The following is a 17,198-nucleotide window of genomic DNA, read 5'->3' as shown; positions in this document are numbered from 1 at the left end:
AGCAGTTATCTTTTCTCAACTACCTTGGAGTATGCAAATAAAAAAGGAAAAGCCAATTGGCTTTTCCTTTTTTATGGTTCAAATCTTGTTGGCGGTACACTGACTTGCTTAAAATAGTAACGTACGGCTTCAGCAATTCGGGCTGAAGCATTTCCGTCCCCATATGGATTAGAGGCCTTAGCCATTTTTTTGTGTTCTTCATGATTGGTTAGCAATTCATGCGCCATTTTAAAAATGGTCTGTTCATCCGTACCCGCCAGTCTTAAGGTGCCTGCTGCAATCCCCTCCGGGCGTTCAGTCGTATCTCGTAAAACAAGAACAGGTACACCAAGTGATGGTGCCTCTTCCTGGATGCCTCCGGAGTCAGTCAAAATCAAATAGGCTCTTGATGCAAAGTTATGAAAATCCAATACGTCCATCGGTTCGATTAAATGGACACGCGGATTATCACCGAGAATCTCGTTTGCTAGCTCTTGAACAGCGGGATTTAAATGGACAGGATAAACGACCTGAACATCGTCATGATCTGCAACGATTTTTTTGACAGCCCTAAAGATATTCCTCATAGGCTCCCCTAAGTTTTCCCTGCGATGAGCTGTAAGTAAAATGAGCCGGTCATCTTCCAATTTATTTAAAACTGGATGAGAATACGTGGACCGTACTGTCGTTTTTAAGGCATCGGTTGCCGTATTTCCCGTCACGAATATGTTTTCTTTCTTGTTTTCATTCAGCAAATTCTCTTCGGCTTTTGAGGTCGGCGCAAAATGTAAGTCTGCCATAGTTCCGGTAAGCTGTCGATTCATCTCTTCCGGATATGGGGAATACTTATTCCATGTGCGCAGCCCTGCTTCCACATGTCCAATGACGATTTGATTATAAAAAGCAGCTAAACTTGCTACAAAGGTTGTAGTTGTATCACCATGAACAAGAACAATGTCAGGTTTAGCTTCCTTCATTATAGAATCCAGACCACTTAATGCTCTTGTTGTAATATCAGCAAGCGTTTGCCTTTCCTTCATTATATTCAAATCATAATCGGGTTGAATGGAAAATAAGTCGAGAACTTGATCTAACATTTGTCGATGCTGAGCCGTAACAGCAACGATTGGTTTGAAATATTCTGGGTGTTTTTGAAATTCGAGTACTAAGGGCGCCATTTTGACAGCTTCTGGTCTCGTTCCAAAAATCGTCATGACCTTAATCGGTTGGTTCAATCGTGACACCTCAGTTTCTTTCTATTATTTTGTGCCGAATAAACGATCTCCCGCGTCTCCTAGACCTGGAACGATATAGCCATGTTCATTCAGTTTTTCGTCAAGCCCTGCAATATAAATATCCACATCAGGATGCGCTTCTTTTAATGCTTCTACGCCTTCTGGGGCTGCAATTAGGCACATGAATTTGATGTTAACTGCACCGCGCTTTTTAATAGAATTGATAGCTTCAATAGCAGAACCGCCTGTCGCTAACATTGGGTCAACAACAATGCATTCTCTTTCTGCCAAATCGCTTGGCATTTTCGCATAATATTCAACCGGTTTTAATGTTTCTGGATCACGGTAAAGACCGACATGACCTACCTTTGCAGCAGGAATCAATTTAATAATTCCATCTACCATTCCAATACCAGCACGTAAAATTGGAACGATACCAACTTTTTTACCAGAAAGCATTTTTACTTTCGCTTTGCTGACTGGTGTTTGGATTTCCACTTCTTCAAGCGGCATGTCTCTTGTAATTTCAAATGCCATTAATGACGCAACTTCATCTACTAGTTCGCGGAATTCTTTTGTTCCTGTATTTATATCACGTATATAGGCTAATTTGTGTTGAATTAACGGGTGATCGAAAACATAAACTTTTCCCATTTAGCATCTCTCCAATTCTATTGCTTAATTTTGCTCTTTTTATAATTTCCCTATTCGTTTAGAAAAATTTTCGTATCTTTTAAAATTCACTTCAACCTATTTTACAGAAAAAAGGTTCAATCTTCAATAAAGGTTTAGATGTCAGACCTATTTTCACTATTCCGACTCTTCAAAACACACTCTTCTCTGTGTCTATCTATTTAAGCACACAAAAGCCGCTTCCCTAGAAAGGAAGCAGCTCCGTTATTACAATGAAGGATATAATTCAAACTTGCTTGTTAATGCTTCAACACGCTGTTTTGCTTCTTCAAGTTTAGCTTCATCTTCATTATTTTTCAAAACAAGTCCGATGATTGCAGCGATTTCATCCATGTCTTCTAATCCAAAGCCACGAGATGTTACTGCCGCTGTTCCAATACGTATACCACTTGTAACGAATGGTTTTTCCGGATCATACGGAATCGCATTTTTGTTAACCGTAATACCGATTTCATCTAGTACATGTTCTGCAATTTTTCCTGTTAGTCCTGTAGAACGTACATCAAGAAGAATTAAGTGATTATCTGTTCCATCAGAAACAAGGGTAAAGCCTTCTTTTTTCAAACCTTCGCCCAAACGTTTAGCATTGTCGATAATTTGTTGTGCATAATCTTTAAAATCATCTTGAAGCGCTTCGCCGAATGCTACAGCTTTAGCAGAAATTACATGCATTAATGGCCCACCTTGAATTCCAGGGAAGATTGATTTATCAATTTTCTTACCGAACTCTTCTTTACAAATAATCATACCGCCGCGTGGTCCGCGAAGCGTTTTATGAGTAGTTGTCGTTACAAAGTCTGCATAAGGAACTGGACTTTGATGCAATCCTGCAGCAACTAAACCTGCGATATGAGCCATATCAACCATTAAATAAGCTCCGACTTCATCTGCAATCTCACGGAAGCGTTTGAAATCAATTTCACGTGGATATGCACTAGCCCCTGCTACGATCAGTTTAGGCTTGTGCTGACGTGCTTTTTCCAAAACATCGTTGTAATCGATACGGTGATCTTTTTCGTCTACACCATATTCAACAAAGTTGTAGTTAACACCACTGAAGTTAACCGGGCTTCCATGTGTTAAATGACCGCCGTGGGACAGGTTCATTCCTAACACTGTGTCGCCAGTTTGAAGAACGGTAAAGTAAACCGCCATATTAGCTTGAGCTCCGGAGTGTGGTTGTACGTTTACATACTCGCCACCGAAAATCTCTTTTGCACGGTCACGTGCTAAATCTTCAACGATGTCGACATACTCACACCCACCGTAGTAACGTTTACCCGGATATCCTTCTGCATACTTATTAGTTAGAACCGATCCTTGAGCTTCCATGACAGCTTCACTCACGAAGTTCTCAGAAGCAATAAGCTCAATCTTACTTCTTTGACGCCCTAATTCCAGTTGAATTGCGTTAAACACTTGCTCATCTTGCTTTGCTAAACGATTCATTCCGTAATTCCTCCTCAAATTGTGCGTTATTCGCTTTTTACATTATTTACAACATGACTTCAAAAAGACATGAAAAAGCCTTATCGATAATTATTTGAAAATTCTACTCCATTTTAACATGTCTATTTTAGAAGTGATAGTCTATTTTTATCGAACGTTCATTGTTTTTTCATTTAAAAACGTTCGCATTTCACATCTTATTTAAGGTAAATAGCTCTTCCTACCTGAATTTTATTAGTAAAAAAGCTTTCCAATGAGGGGGGATACCGTTTTTTCTTCACTAACCATTCTATTGGTACTATACAAAAAAATCGTTAAAGATTCTTCTTGTTCTTTACATTTTTCTTTTATTTAATAGTCTCCATACAAAAACAGCATCCCTCATCTGAGAAATGCTGCCTAATTTTCTATTAAGTACAACTCTTGTTTACTGTAGTATCCTGATATACAGCCCGCTCTCCGCCAATTAGTTTTGGGCGGGTTTTAGCCATAGTCACATGTGCATGACCAATTTCTTTAATGGAGACTCGAACAGGGACAGCTACATGTTTTAAATGCATACCGATGAAAGTATCACCGATGTCTATCCCCGCTTCTGCCTTGATATGCTCAACGACGATAGCATCTTTCCATTGTTGATAGGCATAGGTTGCCATCGACCCTCCTGCCGTTCTTACAGGGACAACTGACACTTCTTCATAATCTCTTCGAACTGCGGTCTCTCTCGGTAAAACGAGAGCCCTATTTAAGTGTTCACAACATTGATAAGCAACCTGAATTCCCGTTTTTCTTTGGAAATCCTCCATTACAGCAAAGATCATTCCCGCAACATCAATTGTTCCGTCTGTGCCGATTCGTTTTCCAATCACTTCACTTGTACTGCAGCCAATTACCAATAGCTGTTTTTCTTTTAGAGCTGCCTCTTCTTGAAACTCATGTAACAGTATTCGAAACTGATTTTTCCATATCTCAAGCTCATCTGAAAATGTAGTATCATTTGTCATGAAATACGCATCCTTTCATTTAAAGAAAACTTACTGATGATTAGACCTTAGATGAAGAGAAGACCCCTTGTCCTTGTTCTAAATCTGCACATCTTATCGCTTAAGAAGGGCATTCTAGTGATTTAAATTAGGAGTGTTTTCCTTCATACTCCGCTATCTTACCAATCCTGTTTTCATGACGGCCGCCTTCAAATTCTGATGTCAACCATGTTTGGGCAATTTCCCTGGCAAGCCCAGGACCAATTACACGTTCCCCCATTGCCAACATATTGCTGTCATTATGCTGACGAGTCAATTTCGCACTATACACATCATGAACCAATGCACAACGTATCCCTTTAACCTTATTCGCTGCAATGCTCATTCCAATACCTGTACCGCATATTAGTATTCCACGATCAAACTCACCCTGCGCTACTTTTTCGGCAACTGGCAAAGCATAATCCGGATAATCCACGGATGTACTACATTCACAGCCAAAATCCTCAAATGGAATATTTAACTCATTCATTAAATTCTTTATTTCTTCACGGATTTGAATACCACCATGATCCGATGCAATTGCAACTTTCATCAAAATCCTCCTCTAGCTGTTTTTATTTGATTTTATTGTGTCACAAAATTGTGAAAAGATAAAGTGAAGCTATAGGTTTCCGCCCATATAGAAACAGGAAACCTACACTGGTTTCCTGTAAAAATTTAAGTATGAAAGCGTGTAATGGTCTGTTTCAATTTTTCTGCTTGCTCTTTAAGCTCCATAGCCAATTTTTTTACGTTTTCCATAACCTTTGCTTGTTCATGAGTCGTAGCCGTTACTTCTTCCGCTCCAGCAGATGTTTCTTCTGCAATAGCAGCCACTTCTTGAGACTGCCTTGATGTTTCTTCAACACTTTCCATTTGACGATCAACAAGCTCAGTAATATCTTTTACCGCAGCGACAACATTATGTACTGTTTTTGTCATTCCTTCTATCTCTATATCCGTATTAGTACCTTTTTGGGCTTCTTTATTTGCCAAGATGACCTGTTCGCCAATTTGTTTAACAACAGCCTGTACCTCAACCTGAATATTTTGAATCAAACTTGAAATGCCTTGAACAGCTTTAGCGCTCTCATCAGCTAACAGACGGACTTCTTCCGCCACAACAGCAAATCCTTTCCCATTTTCTCCTGCTCGTGCAGCTTCAATGGAGGCATTCAATGCAAGCAGGTTCGTTTGTGCTGCAATATCGCCGACAAGCTCAATGATTTGTTCTACCTTTTTCGCATTTCCCTCTAAACGCTTGACTGTTTTTAGGGACTGTTGGTTTTCTTCAGCCAATTGTTTAATGCCGAAAACTAAGGAATTAACTACTTCTTTACTCTGAGAAAGCTCTGCAGCCATTTCACTGGATATAACAACAGATGCCTTCGCTTTATTTTGAACCTGTTGGGCAATCATGATGACATCATCAATAGATTCAGCCGTATTCATGATGGAAACAGCCGAGGTATCAGCACCTTTGGATATTTCCTCAATGGTTCTAGCAATGTTTTCTGCCTGTTCCGATGCTTTTGAGGATTCTTGAGAAATATGGATGACCTTGTTATTGGTCTCTTGGAAATTTTCTTCAATACTTTGCACCATTTCCCGCAGGTTAAAAAGCATATGGTTAAAAGCTGTGCCTAATGATCGAATCTCATCATCCGTCTTAGATAAAACTACTTCTTCGTTAATACTTCCCTGGGCCGTACTTAACGCCACTTTTTCTAATCTTTGCAGGGGTTTAGTAATAAGACTGGCTGCAAAAAACGCAAGAATTCCAGACCACAATATGCCTAATAGCAGTGTCCCAACACTAAAACTTATCGAACTCATGTTTTCAAAAAACATTGGATGGACCACGAAAATAAAAAATGCCGAGGCTGAATAAGTGATTAAGGCAAGGACTGTGATAAAGATAACTAATTTTTTTCGTAACCCAAACTTATATTGAGTTCTTTCCGCCATTCTTTTTCCCCCTGTAGACTTGTTTACTTTTCCAGACTTTTTACTAATTCTTCTATTAAATCTTGAAGCTCCCTGAACGTTTCCCGATAAAGGTCTTCCGGGCCACCAAACGGATCTATTATGTCTCTATCATGTTTATCGTCATTAACAAATTCTTTTAAAGTAAAAGTTTTATCAATAATATGGGGGAATGTACTCATAATGGCCGCTTTATGCCCTTCCGTCATGGTAAAAATATGAGTAGCCCAATCTATTTCCTTCTCAGATAAAGGTGTTGAGGAATGATTATGTGATATGTTATTTTCAACTAATACACTTTTAGCATGCATTGAAGCGTCTTGGCCAGCCGAAGCATATACGCCAGCAGATCTCACTTCGATACCTATAATATTCTTGTTTTTTAAAATTGCTTCTGCCATGGGGCTTCTGCACGTGTTACCGGTACATACAAATAATACTCGGATCATTTTAACGTCCTCCTTTTTTATCCATTATAAGCTATTGCCCCATTTTTAATAGTCCAAATAAAAGCACTCTTATTATTAAAATATCATAATAAATTCACTTCAAACAAAAAAATTAAGTCTATTTCGTAAACCCTTTATCCTATAAGATAAAACCATCTTTCTTCCCCTTTTTCCGCAGTGAAATGTTTAAAAGAGAAAAATAAAAACCGCCCCGGTAATTCGGAACAGTTGAGGAAGGACAGATATGAAATTAGGTGCATCAAAAGGAGAATAATAGTTTTAGACCAAACGCACACAGAATACTACCACCAAGGATCTCACTGTAAACCCCCAGTAACCCCTGCATCTTTCTCCCCAGCAAAAGTCCCGCCCAGGTTAAAAAAGTGGCAGCCATTCCAAAACAGAGAATGGTCAAAATCGTTTTAGCTCCATAAATCCCCAGCGTTAACCCTACCGAAAAACTATCCAGGCTTACCCCTAGAGCAAATATAAACAGACCTTTTCCGATAGGAGCGAGCATCTTATTATCTCTATTTCCAGCTTCTCCCCTTTTACCGGGAATAAACATCTGGATGCCCAAAATTAACAGCAATAGACCGCCAGCGTATGTAGCAAATGTTCCGAATTTATCAGAAATGAAACGACCTGCCCCCATACCTAGCAAGGGCATCCAAATATGAAAAAAGCCTACAGTTAGCCCTATAAAAAGGATTTGCCTTAACCTTAGCTTAAACATCCCCATTCCAAGGCCGACAGAAAAGGCATCCATACCCAACGCAAAAGCCATTAGCAATAAGGTGATGATTTCTCCAGCGAATGTATTCATTCCATACCTCCCTCGGACGTACCTACTACATGTTATGCATGTCCGAAAAGAAATAGAAGAATAAATCAGTTCTTATTACGCATGTTCTTCTATGATTTGATGACCTGCAGCCTTCTCGAGCCGGTTCATAACCGCAACCCCTATACCAGACTCAGGAAACATTTCGCTAAAAATGATATCGACATCAAGTACATCAAATTGTCGTAAAGCATCATATAGCCCTGCTGCAACTGTATGTAAATCCGCTAATGATCCAGGAGCAACAATATAATCCGCCTTATATTCTCGTTGATGTTCAGTAGGTGTTATCACACCGACTTTTAACCCATCACCTCTTTTTTCATCCACAAGCTTCTGAAGGAAAGCTTGATTACCCTTTACTAAAAAAAGAGGGGCTTTCGGTGCATAGTGGGTATATTTCATACCCGGAGCTTTTGGTGCTGCATCCTTATGTTTCAAGGCAGCGTCTTGTCTAACTGTTCCAATGACTGCTTCCAGTTGTTCAACTGTCACGCCACCCGGTCTTAAAATAACAGGCACTTCCTCCGTGCAATCAAGCACGGTAGATTCAACGCCTACACCTGTGGTCCCACCATCGACGATGCCCGCAATCCGGCCCATTAAATCATCCACAACATGTTTAGCTGATGTGGGGCTTGGTTTCCCAGAGGTATTTGCACTTGGAGCAGCAATAGGCAGATTACTTGCTTGAATAAGACCTAGGGCAACCTGATGATCTGGCATCCTCACCGCGACTGTGTCTAAACCCGCCGTCACTAGGTTTGATAGCTGCCCTGGTTTCCGTTTCATAATCAATGTTAAAGGACCCGGCCAAAATTCCGCTATAAGTTTCCTTGCCTGTACCGGAATCTCTTCAACAATATCTTTCAACTGTTCTTCAGTAGCTATATGAACAATTAAAGGGTTATCACTCGGACGCCCCTTCGCTTCAAACACTTTTTTGACAGCCTCGTCACTTTTAGCATTAGCTCCCAGCCCATATACGGTCTCCGTTGGAAAAGCAACCACTTGATCAGCCTTTAATAATTCAGCTGATTGTGTAATTTGGGGATAACTTTGTAAATTATCCACATTTTTATCCACTAACCAAACTTTCGTTTTCATCGTAAACACCTTCACCTTTTAACATTACTTATTTTATATAATTGCTTTTATATGAACGATTTTTCAGTCTTATCGTACTATTATTTCTTAAAATATACTTTGAAAGTATAAAAGAAGTATACACATAATTCAAGTGTTATCCACAAATTGTGGATAATTGTAACGAAACGGTGGATAACTTTGTGGATATTATGGATTATTGACAGACTTTTTCGATATTTTGTTAATAACTCTGTGGATATGTATTATTACATTTATCTAATCGTAAAAAAACGAGGGCAGATGCCCTCACTTTAAAAAATCTCATTGAAAATTTCTGCAAATAAGGACTTCACTTCCACCTCGGGTTCCTTTTCCCCTTCATATAATTGTTGACCTCGGTCAGTAGATGCCGTCAAATTATCGCTTGTATCTTCAACGTTCTCTTCGATAACTTTCTGTGTCACTTCTTCCTTAACCTTTTCTTCTGGCACTTCCTCTTTTACCTTTGGCTCTAAAACCTCTTCCTTAACCTTTTCTTCTGTCACTTCCTCTTTTACACTTTCCTCTATAACTTCTTCTTTAATCTTTTCCTCTGGCGCTTCCTCTTTTACACTTTCCTCTATAACTTCTTCTTTAACCTTTTCCTCTGGCACAACTTTCTCTTCATTCGTTGCAGCATATGCCTTCCCTTTTGAAGTCACTGATTCTTCATCTTCATCCTCGACAATTGGACTTTGGCTTACAGCTGTCCCATTTGAAAAATCCAGGAAACATAATGGAGGAAATAACACACACCACCAATTAGCCCCTTCCCCTTCACCAAGTGTGATAATCACCGCTTCATAATCACCTGCAGGATATAAATACTGACCATAAAGCTTTGTCGGGAATTCCGCCTGTCCAAAATCGACGTTGACTGACTGTTCCAAACCATTTTCCCTCACTACTGCCTCCGCTGTTGCTTGGATATCTGGTAAATGCGAAGTAATCACTTCCCTCGCCTCATCCAAAGAGGTAAGCTCCTGAACCCACTTCGTAATATCTTCATTTACTTTATCTCTAATCAGGCGCTTAACAGCTTGATCCTCTTCTGTATCACTATTAGCAAGTATTCGCAGACGAATTGCTTCATCCGGAATCACCATAGTTTCTTCCGCACTGACCGCCTCCGCTTTAGGCATATATATACTTACAATTGTTCCTATTGTTAAGATTAATAGATAGATAATGGCTAAATGTTTAGTTTTCATCGCCCTCGCCCCCTCACACAAATTAGTCTCGCCAATTTTCCGTTATCTTAAACTAGTAAAAGTAAAAAAGAGGATAACTAAAAATATAGATTCTAAAAGGTATATTGGGTGAAGCACGTTACATTCCAAACAAAAAAAATCCGTCTCACATATGAGACGAATCATTTTAATACAGCAAAGACCATTCGATCCTTTTTGTTAATGTCATTTTCAATGGACACTTCTGCCGCAGGAAATGTCCGCTTTAAGAGACCAGCAACTGCCTGACCCTGTCCAGTGCCTACCTCAAAGCCAATCAGTCCCGGTACTTTCATAACAAGTGGCAATTGTTCCATAAATCGGCGATAAAAGTCTAAACCATCGACACCAGCGAATAACGCACGATGTGGTTCATGATCAGTTACGACCACTGACATGGATTTTTGATCATCATTTGGTATATAAGGAGGATTCGATAAAAGGATGTCCACCTGATTGTTCTGCTTAATGAATGGCTGCAGCAGATCGCCTTGCACAAACTGTACCTCAGCTCCAAGTAACTTGGCATTCTTTCTCGCTACCTCAAGTGATGGATCTGCTATATCCGTGGCTGTCACCAGCAAGCCTGTTTCTTCAAGCTTCATCGTAATTGCAATCGCACCGCTGCCCGTCCCAATATCCGCTAAGCTTAGCTTCTGTCCCTTCGTAAAAATGTTAGGGAGCTTGCGAAGTGTATAATAAATTAATTCTTCTGTTTCAGGTCTTGGAATCAACACTTCTTCATTAACAAGGAAGGCCCGTCCATAAAATTCTTCACTGCCTGTAATATATTGAACAGGGGTCCCATCAACATGTAGCTCAACAGCGGACTTAAATTGTTCTAACTCCTCTTTACTGAGTTCATAATGGAGATTGGCTAATAGCTGGGAGCGAGTTTGCTTTAAATAATGCTGCAACAAAATTTCTCCTGCATTAGCATCCCGATCATTTTCTTTTAAAAAAGAAGAAGCCCATTTAAGGACTTCGAATACTTTCATTACAGAATTATTCATCTGCATTTTCCAGTCTTGAAGATTGATCTTCCATGATTAAGGCATCCACGACATCATCCAGCTTTCCTTCCATAATTTGATCCAGCTTTTGAATCGTTAAGCCGATACGATGGTCGGTAACACGGTTTTGCGGGAAGTTATACGTACGAATCCGTTCTGAACGATCACCCGTTCCAACGGCAAGCTTCCTGTTTTGGTCATATTCCGCCTGTACTTCGCGATGAATTTTGTCATACACACGGGCACGCAAAACTTTCATTGCTTTTTCTTTGTTCTTGATTTGTGATTTTTCATCCTGACAAGATACAACGGTATTTGTTGGAATATGCGTCAATCGCACCGCTGACATTGTGGTGTTAACACTCTGTCCTCCTGGGCCACTCGACGCAAAGGTATCTACACGAACATCCTTATCATGGATTTCAACTTCCACTTCCTCAGCTTCCGGTAAAACGGCAACCGTAGCCGTGGACGTATGAATCCGTCCGCCTGATTCAGTTTCAGGTACACGCTGCACGCGATGGGCTCCATTTTCGAATTTCAACTTTGAATATGCACCGTTACCATTAATCATGAAAATGATTTCCTTATAACCACCAAGCCCAGTAGGACTTGATTCAATAACTTCAGTCCTCCAGCCTTGCACCTCAGCAAAACGGCTGTACATACGGTATAGACTACCTGCAAATAAGGCCGCTTCATCTCCGCCTGCCGCTCCGCGGATCTCCATGATTACGTTTTTATCATCGTTAGGGTCTTTTGGAATAAGCAATATTTTCAGCTTATCTTCAAGACCCTGTATGGTCTCTTCAAGTTCATTAATCTCTTCTTTAACCATTTCACGCATATCCGCATCAAGTTTGTCTTCAAGCATCGCCTTGGCTTCCTGGAGTTGCTCACGAACTGCTTTATACTCTTTATACGTTGAAGCCGTCTCCTGAATACTGGATTGCTCCTTAGAATATTCCCTTAGCTTCTTTGAATCATTAATGATTTCAGGGTCACTCAATAGTTCATTCAATCTTTCATATCTATCTTCTACTGCCTGCAGTCGATCAAACAAATTATTCACCTCATAAATTTTCCAAAACATCTACATGAAACGAGTTGGAAGTAATCCATCCTTTTTAACTATAAATAAGTGCCCCAACCGAGTTCACTTCTAGCTTAATTATAGTATAGGTGAATAATCAACGTCAAAGAGGATTCAAAAATGTGGTTATTTCTTTAATTTAACATCTATATTATATTGGGGAACAACCCTGGTTATCATGTCTTGAATTCGCTGCTTTTCCTCATTTCTTTCTTCATCCGTCTTGATTTCACCTTTATCATGGACCGTAACATGTATGGTATTGCCATTAAACCATACGGAGCCTGCATCATAATTAGTTTCCGATTTAATGATTGATCGGATTTTATCTATTTCCTGCCCCATGGATGGAGAATTATTGGATGTATGATGCGGAGTGTTGAGGAGTTGATCTGATGGCCGTTCCGCTTCATTGTCCCAATCATTATTAGATACACGTTTTAAACTTTTGCCAACAAAATCTTTGCCATCCCGGGATTGATCCCCATATTCCGAATCATTATTTATTGCATTGTCATTTTGACTGCATGCTGTTAGTGCAGCAAGAAGAAAAGCAGTCATAAAAATCAGTATTGATTTCATATTTTTTCCCTCCATTTTGGTTAAGTTTATAAAGAGCGGTTCCTCTTCAGCTTTCCCAAAATGAAGCTAAATGTATCTTTTATTTCTCTTCCCTCTTTTTTACAAAATGCTCGACTTTATCTTAATGGTTAAAGTTTATTGCAAATGTCAACATTTTGAATAATTTATTTTTAGTTCAAACCGCATTGCGTTAAACTTCATCTTAAAATCTTTGTATGTTAAAATCCTTTTGAAAGGATTATCTACATGGATTTAGGAGAAAATGAATAAAGGGTAATAATTAGCTCCCCTTTCTTCCAAATAGGGAGTTTTTTTATTGTTTGTAATTACAACAGGAGGATTCAACTATGCATTTATTGCCGCGGGAAATCGACAAGCTTATGATAGTGGTGGCAGCGGATCTTGCGAAGCGCCGAAAAGACAGAGGATTAAAGTTAAATCATCCGGAGGCTGTCGCCCTCATCACTTATGAGGTAATGGAAGGGGCAAGAGACGGGAAAACTGTAGCCCAACTTATGGAGTACGGGGCTTCCATTTTGACACAAGAAGATGTCATGGAAGGAATACCTGAAATGATAGATGATATTCAGGTTGAAGCAACTTTTCCAGATGGAACGAAATTGGTGACTGTCCACAGCCCGATACGATAAATAGGAGGGATAGCTATATGTTGCCAGGAGAATACATTTTAAAAGAAGAAGAGATTATTTGTAATGAAGGAAGAGAAGTATTCACCATTTCTGTTACTAACACCGGCGACCGCCCTATTCAGGTCGGATCACATTTTCATTTCTACGAAGTAAATGAAGCACTCCAATTTAATAGGAAGAAAGCTTACGGAAAGCGATTAAATGTCCCTGCTGGAGCGGCTGTTCGTTTTGAACCCGGGGATGAAAAAGAAATACAGCTTCTAAATTTTGCAGGAGAACGGCGTATATACGGGTTCAATAATAAAGTAGACGGCAAATTAGAAAGTGAGGATGAATCATGAGCTTTAAAATGTCCCGAAAACAATATGCTGAAATGTATGGACCAACTACTGGTGACTCTATCCGCCTTGCTGACACAGATTTGTTTATTCAAATTGAAAAAGATTACACTACATACGGAGAAGAAGTTGTCTTTGGCGGCGGAAAAGTCATTCGGGACGGCATGGGCCAGCACCCCCTTGCAACTCGTAAAGACGGTGTGGCAGATACCGTTATAACGAACGTAGTAATTTTAGATTACACAGGAATTTGTAAAGCAGACCTAGCCATTCGAGATGGTAAAATTTTCGGAATTGGTAAAAGCGGAAATCCACTCGTTATGGACAATGTGGATATTATTATTGGCGCATCTACAGAAATAATCGCCGGTGAAGGTTTGATTGTGACAGCTGGTGCCATCGATACCCACGTTCATTTTATTAATCCGGAACAAGTACAGGTAGCACTAACATCTGGAACAACAACATTAATCGGGGGCGGTACAGGTCCTGCAGCTGGATCTAAGGCAACTACGGTTACTCCGGGTGAATGGAATATTCACCGCATGCTTGAAGCTGCTGAAGGCCTCCCTATAAATATTGGATTTACAGGTAAAGGACATGCTGCTTCCACTGAACCCTTAACCGAGCAAGTTAGAGCTGGAGTTATCGGATTAAAAGTTCATGAAGACTGGGGAGCTACTGGTTCATCCCTTGACTACGCACTACAGGTAGCAGACGAATTTGACATTCAAGTTGCCCTGCACGCAGATACATTAAATGAAAGCGGATTTATGGAAAATACCATGGCCGCAGTAAAAGACCGAGTTCTTCACATGTACCATACTGAAGGCGCAGGCGGTGGCCATGCACCTGATTTAATCAAATCAGCAGGTTACCATAACATTCTGCCTTCATCAACGAACCCCACCCTCCCTTATACCGTTAATACTATCGACGAACACCTTGATATGGTCATGGTTTGCCATCATTTAAATCCTTCTGTTCCAGAAGACATCGCTTTTGCAGATTCTAGAATAAGAAGGGAAACAATTGCAGCAGAAGATATCCTTCACGACATGGGCGTATTTAGCATGGTAAGCTCTGATGCCCAAGCAATGGGCCGGGTAGGAGAAGTCGTTCTACGCACATGGCAAGTAGCAGACAAAATGAAAAAACAAAGAGGCATCCTGTTTGGAGATAGCAAACATGCCGACAACAACCGGGCTAAGCGCTATATCGCCAAATACACTATTAATCCAGCCATTACACATGGGATTTCAGAGCATGTTGGTTCTATTGAAGTTGGAAAATTGGCAGATTTAGTCCTCTGGTCTCCAAAGTTTTTTGGCGTGAAGCCAGAAATGGTGCTTAAAAACGGTCTTGCGGTTACTGGGTTAATGGGTGATGCCAATGCATCTATCCCGACACCACAGCCGTATATTTATCGTCCAATGTACGCTCAGTTTGGAAAGGCCTTAGCAAAAAGTTCGGTTACTTTCATTTCTCAAGCAGCCTACGATGATGGTGTTCATGAAAAACTTGGACTACATAAAATGATTCTACCTGTTGGCGGAATTCGGACTCTAACTAAGAAAGATATGAAATTAAATGCTGAAACACCTGATATTACAGTTGATCCGCAAACATATGAAGTAAAAGTAAATGGAGAACTCCTGACATGCGAGCCAGTTGATACGGTGCCAATGGGTCAGCGATATTTCCTATTCTGAGGTGAAAAGTATTGATTATAGAAAAAGTTGTCACTAACTTAGAAAAGATGGATACAAACGAAATTAAAAAGCGTCATATAGAAAAAGTGTACTTGGAAAGCGCACATTTAATGAAGCGCATTCAACGGGTCAAAACGGATCACGGCAATGAGCTTGGTATTCGCTTAAAAGAGCATCGAGACCTTTTAGCTGGAGATGTATTATACATGGATGATAAAAATATGATCGTCATAGATGTGCTATCAGATGATTTACTTGTTATCTCCCCTCGAAGCATAAAAGAAATGGGTACAATCGCCCATCAACTTGGCAACCGTCACCTCCCTGCTCAATTTGAAGAAGATGATATGTTGGTCCAATATGACTATTTGGTTGAGGAATTACTTCAAGAACTCGGAATTCCTTTTAAACGGGAAGAACGAAAAGTGAAACAAGCGTTCCGTCATATAGGCCACAGTCATGAATAACAATATTCTCTCTTTGTTTCAGCTATGCGACTCTAATTTACCTACCGGCGCTTTCAGCCATTCTTTCGGCCTGGAGAGTTATATACAAGAAGATCAAGTTAAGGACCAGAAGACATTTTTCCAGTGGCTTAAAGTGTATTTACATGAGCAGCTCATCTACTCAGATGGGCTTGCCTCTCGTCTCGTTTATGAAGCTCTTATGGATGAGGATATTCAAGAAATATGGAACCTGGATCGGCTATTAACTGTCCAAAACTTGCCGAGGGAAACGCGGGAAGGAACACAAATGATTGGGGATCGAATGCTAAAACTCACAGAATCGCTATACGGCATGCCAATCCTCTCACAATATAGAGCGGAAATTAAGAGAAAGAGTTCATTCGGCCATCCCGCTATTGTATTTTCGATGGTAGCACATGGACTTGGGGTAACAAAACCAGACACCATCCTCTACTATTTGTATTCTGCTATTTCCAGCCAAGTTCAAAATGCGGTACGAGCCATTCCTCTTGGACAAACAGCAGGCCAAACAATTACTCACAATTTTATACCAGAATTAACACAGGCTGTGGAAAGAATTCTGCAACTAACGAAAGATGATTTTGGCATCGTTTCTCCTGGTATTGAACTGTCTCAAATGAAACATGAACGCGTTAACATTCGAATATTTATGTCTTAATTTTTTTGAAAGAATCAGTAAAGGGAGTGTTTTAATGGAACCAATAAGAATCGGTGTTGGAGGACCTGTTGGGGCAGGTAAAACAATGCTTGTAGAAAAATTGACACGCCATCTCGAAAATGAAATAAAAATGGCAGTTGTCACAAACGATATTTACACAAAAGAAGACGCTAAATTTTTAATACAAAATGGTGTTCTTCCAGAGGATCGGATCATTGGTGTGGAAACGGGCGGCTGTCCTCACACCGCCATTCGCGAAGATGCTTCCATGAACTTCGCCGCTATCGATGAGTTAATCGAGCGTCACCCGGACGTTGAACTTATTTTTGTTGAAAGTGGCGGAGACAATCTTGCAGCTACTTTCAGCCCCGAACTAGTTGACTTTTCTATTTATATTATTGATGTTGCCCAAGGGGAAAAAATCCCCCGCAAAGGCGGACAAGGTATGATTAAATCTGATTTGTTCATCATTAATAAAACGGACCTTGCTCCATATGTCGGTGCCAGCCTTGAAGTAATGGCAAAGGACACTAAAGTATTCCGTGGTGACAAACCATTCGTTTTTACCAATTTAAAAAATGATGATGGCCTTCCTGAAGTAATCGACTGGATTAAGCAGCATGCTTTATTAAAAGGTTTAGATTAAT

The 17,198-nt window shown here is 40.1% G+C and carries 19 protein-coding genes; 6 read left to right on the top strand and 13 right to left on the bottom strand.

Going from position 1 to position 17,198, the window contains the following annotated elements:
- Positions 1-71: 71 nt before the first annotated feature.
- From wecB to JFU24_RS17445, 13 genes are all read right to left on the bottom strand, one after another.
- The gene (gene wecB, locus JFU24_RS17505; protein WP_201188139.1) at positions 72-1,193 is read right to left on the bottom strand and encodes a non-hydrolyzing UDP-N-acetylglucosamine 2-epimerase; all 1,122 of its coding nucleotides are present in this window, start codon (positions 1,191-1,193) and stop codon (positions 72-74) included.
- A gap of 45 nt (positions 1,194-1,238) precedes the next feature.
- On the bottom strand, positions 1,239-1,868 hold the full coding sequence (gene upp, locus JFU24_RS17500; protein WP_053348481.1) for a uracil phosphoribosyltransferase: 630 nt from the start codon (positions 1,866-1,868) through the stop codon (positions 1,239-1,241).
- A 246-nt stretch (positions 1,869-2,114) separates the two neighbouring features.
- Positions 2,115-3,356, bottom strand: coding sequence for a serine hydroxymethyltransferase (locus tag JFU24_RS17495; protein ID WP_201250232.1), 1,242 nt, complete (start codon positions 3,354-3,356; stop codon positions 2,115-2,117).
- 410 nt (positions 3,357-3,766) lie between these two features.
- On the bottom strand, positions 3,767-4,360 hold the full coding sequence (locus JFU24_RS17490) for a TIGR01440 family protein (protein ID WP_201222602.1): 594 nt from the start codon (positions 4,358-4,360) through the stop codon (positions 3,767-3,769).
- A 127-nt stretch (positions 4,361-4,487) separates the two neighbouring features.
- Positions 4,488-4,934, bottom strand: a complete 447-nt coding sequence (gene rpiB / locus JFU24_RS17485) for a ribose 5-phosphate isomerase B (RefSeq protein WP_053348478.1) — start codon at positions 4,932-4,934, stop codon at positions 4,488-4,490.
- Positions 4,935-5,059: 125 nt separating this feature from the next.
- Complete coding sequence (locus JFU24_RS17480; protein WP_201250231.1) at positions 5,060-6,349, bottom strand: methyl-accepting chemotaxis protein; 1,290 nt, start codon at positions 6,347-6,349, stop codon at positions 5,060-5,062.
- Positions 6,350-6,372: 23 nt separating this feature from the next.
- Positions 6,373-6,816 (bottom strand): low molecular weight protein arginine phosphatase, encoded by a 444-nt coding sequence (locus JFU24_RS17475; RefSeq protein ID WP_201187486.1) that lies wholly within the window; start codon positions 6,814-6,816, stop codon positions 6,373-6,375.
- 259 nt (positions 6,817-7,075) lie between these two features.
- Complete coding sequence (locus JFU24_RS17470) at positions 7,076-7,642, bottom strand: manganese efflux pump MntP (RefSeq protein ID WP_053348475.1); 567 nt, start codon at positions 7,640-7,642, stop codon at positions 7,076-7,078.
- 75 nt (positions 7,643-7,717) lie between these two features.
- Positions 7,718-8,767, bottom strand: coding sequence for an L-threonylcarbamoyladenylate synthase (locus JFU24_RS17465; RefSeq protein WP_053348474.1), 1,050 nt, complete (start codon positions 8,765-8,767; stop codon positions 7,718-7,720).
- Positions 8,768-9,060: 293 nt separating this feature from the next.
- Positions 9,061-9,999: a stage II sporulation protein R gene (gene spoIIR / locus JFU24_RS17460; RefSeq protein WP_201250230.1), complete on the bottom strand. Its 939-nt coding sequence runs from the start codon at positions 9,997-9,999 to the stop codon at positions 9,061-9,063.
- 161 nt (positions 10,000-10,160) lie between these two features.
- A complete protein-coding gene (prmC, locus tag JFU24_RS17455) occupies positions 10,161-11,030 on the bottom strand; it encodes a peptide chain release factor N(5)-glutamine methyltransferase (protein ID WP_274607087.1) in 870 nt (289 codons plus the stop codon).
- Entirely contained in the window at positions 11,023-12,093 is a 1,071-nt protein-coding gene (gene prfA / locus JFU24_RS17450; RefSeq protein WP_053348858.1) for a peptide chain release factor 1, read from the bottom strand. Before prfA ends, prmC begins: the two co-directional genes overlap by 8 nt.
- 156 nt (positions 12,094-12,249) lie before the next feature.
- Positions 12,250-12,705, bottom strand: coding sequence for a hypothetical protein (locus tag JFU24_RS17445; RefSeq protein ID WP_201222597.1), 456 nt, complete (start codon positions 12,703-12,705; stop codon positions 12,250-12,252).
- Between the two features lie 347 nt (positions 12,706-13,052).
- Between JFU24_RS17445 and JFU24_RS17440 the strand changes: the two genes are divergently transcribed.
- The 6 genes from JFU24_RS17440 to ureG are packed head-to-tail and all read left to right on the top strand — an operon-like array spanning position 13,053 to position 17,197.
- On the top strand, positions 13,053-13,355 hold the full coding sequence (locus tag JFU24_RS17440; RefSeq protein WP_053348471.1) for an urease subunit gamma: 303 nt from the start codon (positions 13,053-13,055) through the stop codon (positions 13,353-13,355).
- A 17-nt stretch (positions 13,356-13,372) separates the two neighbouring features.
- On the top strand, positions 13,373-13,696 hold the full coding sequence (locus JFU24_RS17435; RefSeq protein WP_053348470.1) for an urease subunit beta: 324 nt from the start codon (positions 13,373-13,375) through the stop codon (positions 13,694-13,696).
- Positions 13,693-15,405 carry an urease subunit alpha gene (gene ureC, locus JFU24_RS17430; RefSeq protein WP_201222595.1) on the top strand — a complete coding sequence of 571 codons (1,713 nt, stop codon included), beginning with the start codon at positions 13,693-13,695 and terminating at the stop codon, positions 15,403-15,405. The genes JFU24_RS17435 and ureC overlap by 4 nt, the downstream gene beginning before the upstream one ends.
- A gap of 11 nt (positions 15,406-15,416) precedes the next feature.
- On the top strand, positions 15,417-15,872 hold the full coding sequence (ureE, locus tag JFU24_RS17425) for an urease accessory protein UreE (protein ID WP_053348468.1): 456 nt from the start codon (positions 15,417-15,419) through the stop codon (positions 15,870-15,872).
- On the top strand, positions 15,865-16,551 hold the full coding sequence (locus JFU24_RS17420; RefSeq protein ID WP_201222593.1) for an urease accessory protein UreF: 687 nt from the start codon (positions 15,865-15,867) through the stop codon (positions 16,549-16,551). Before ureE ends, JFU24_RS17420 begins: the two co-directional genes overlap by 8 nt.
- 34 nt (positions 16,552-16,585) lie before the next feature.
- A complete protein-coding gene (gene ureG, locus JFU24_RS17415; RefSeq protein ID WP_056524172.1) occupies positions 16,586-17,197 on the top strand; it encodes an urease accessory protein UreG in 612 nt (203 codons plus the stop codon).
- The last annotated feature ends 1 nt before the right edge of the window (position 17,198 follow it).

The organism is Peribacillus sp. TH27 (assembly GCF_016650915.1).
Lineage (GTDB): Bacteria > Bacillota > Bacilli > Bacillales > DSM-1321 > Peribacillus > Peribacillus butanolivorans.
Note: the sequence above shows the minus strand (reverse complement) of the source record. Positions and strands in the feature narration are given on the sequence as shown.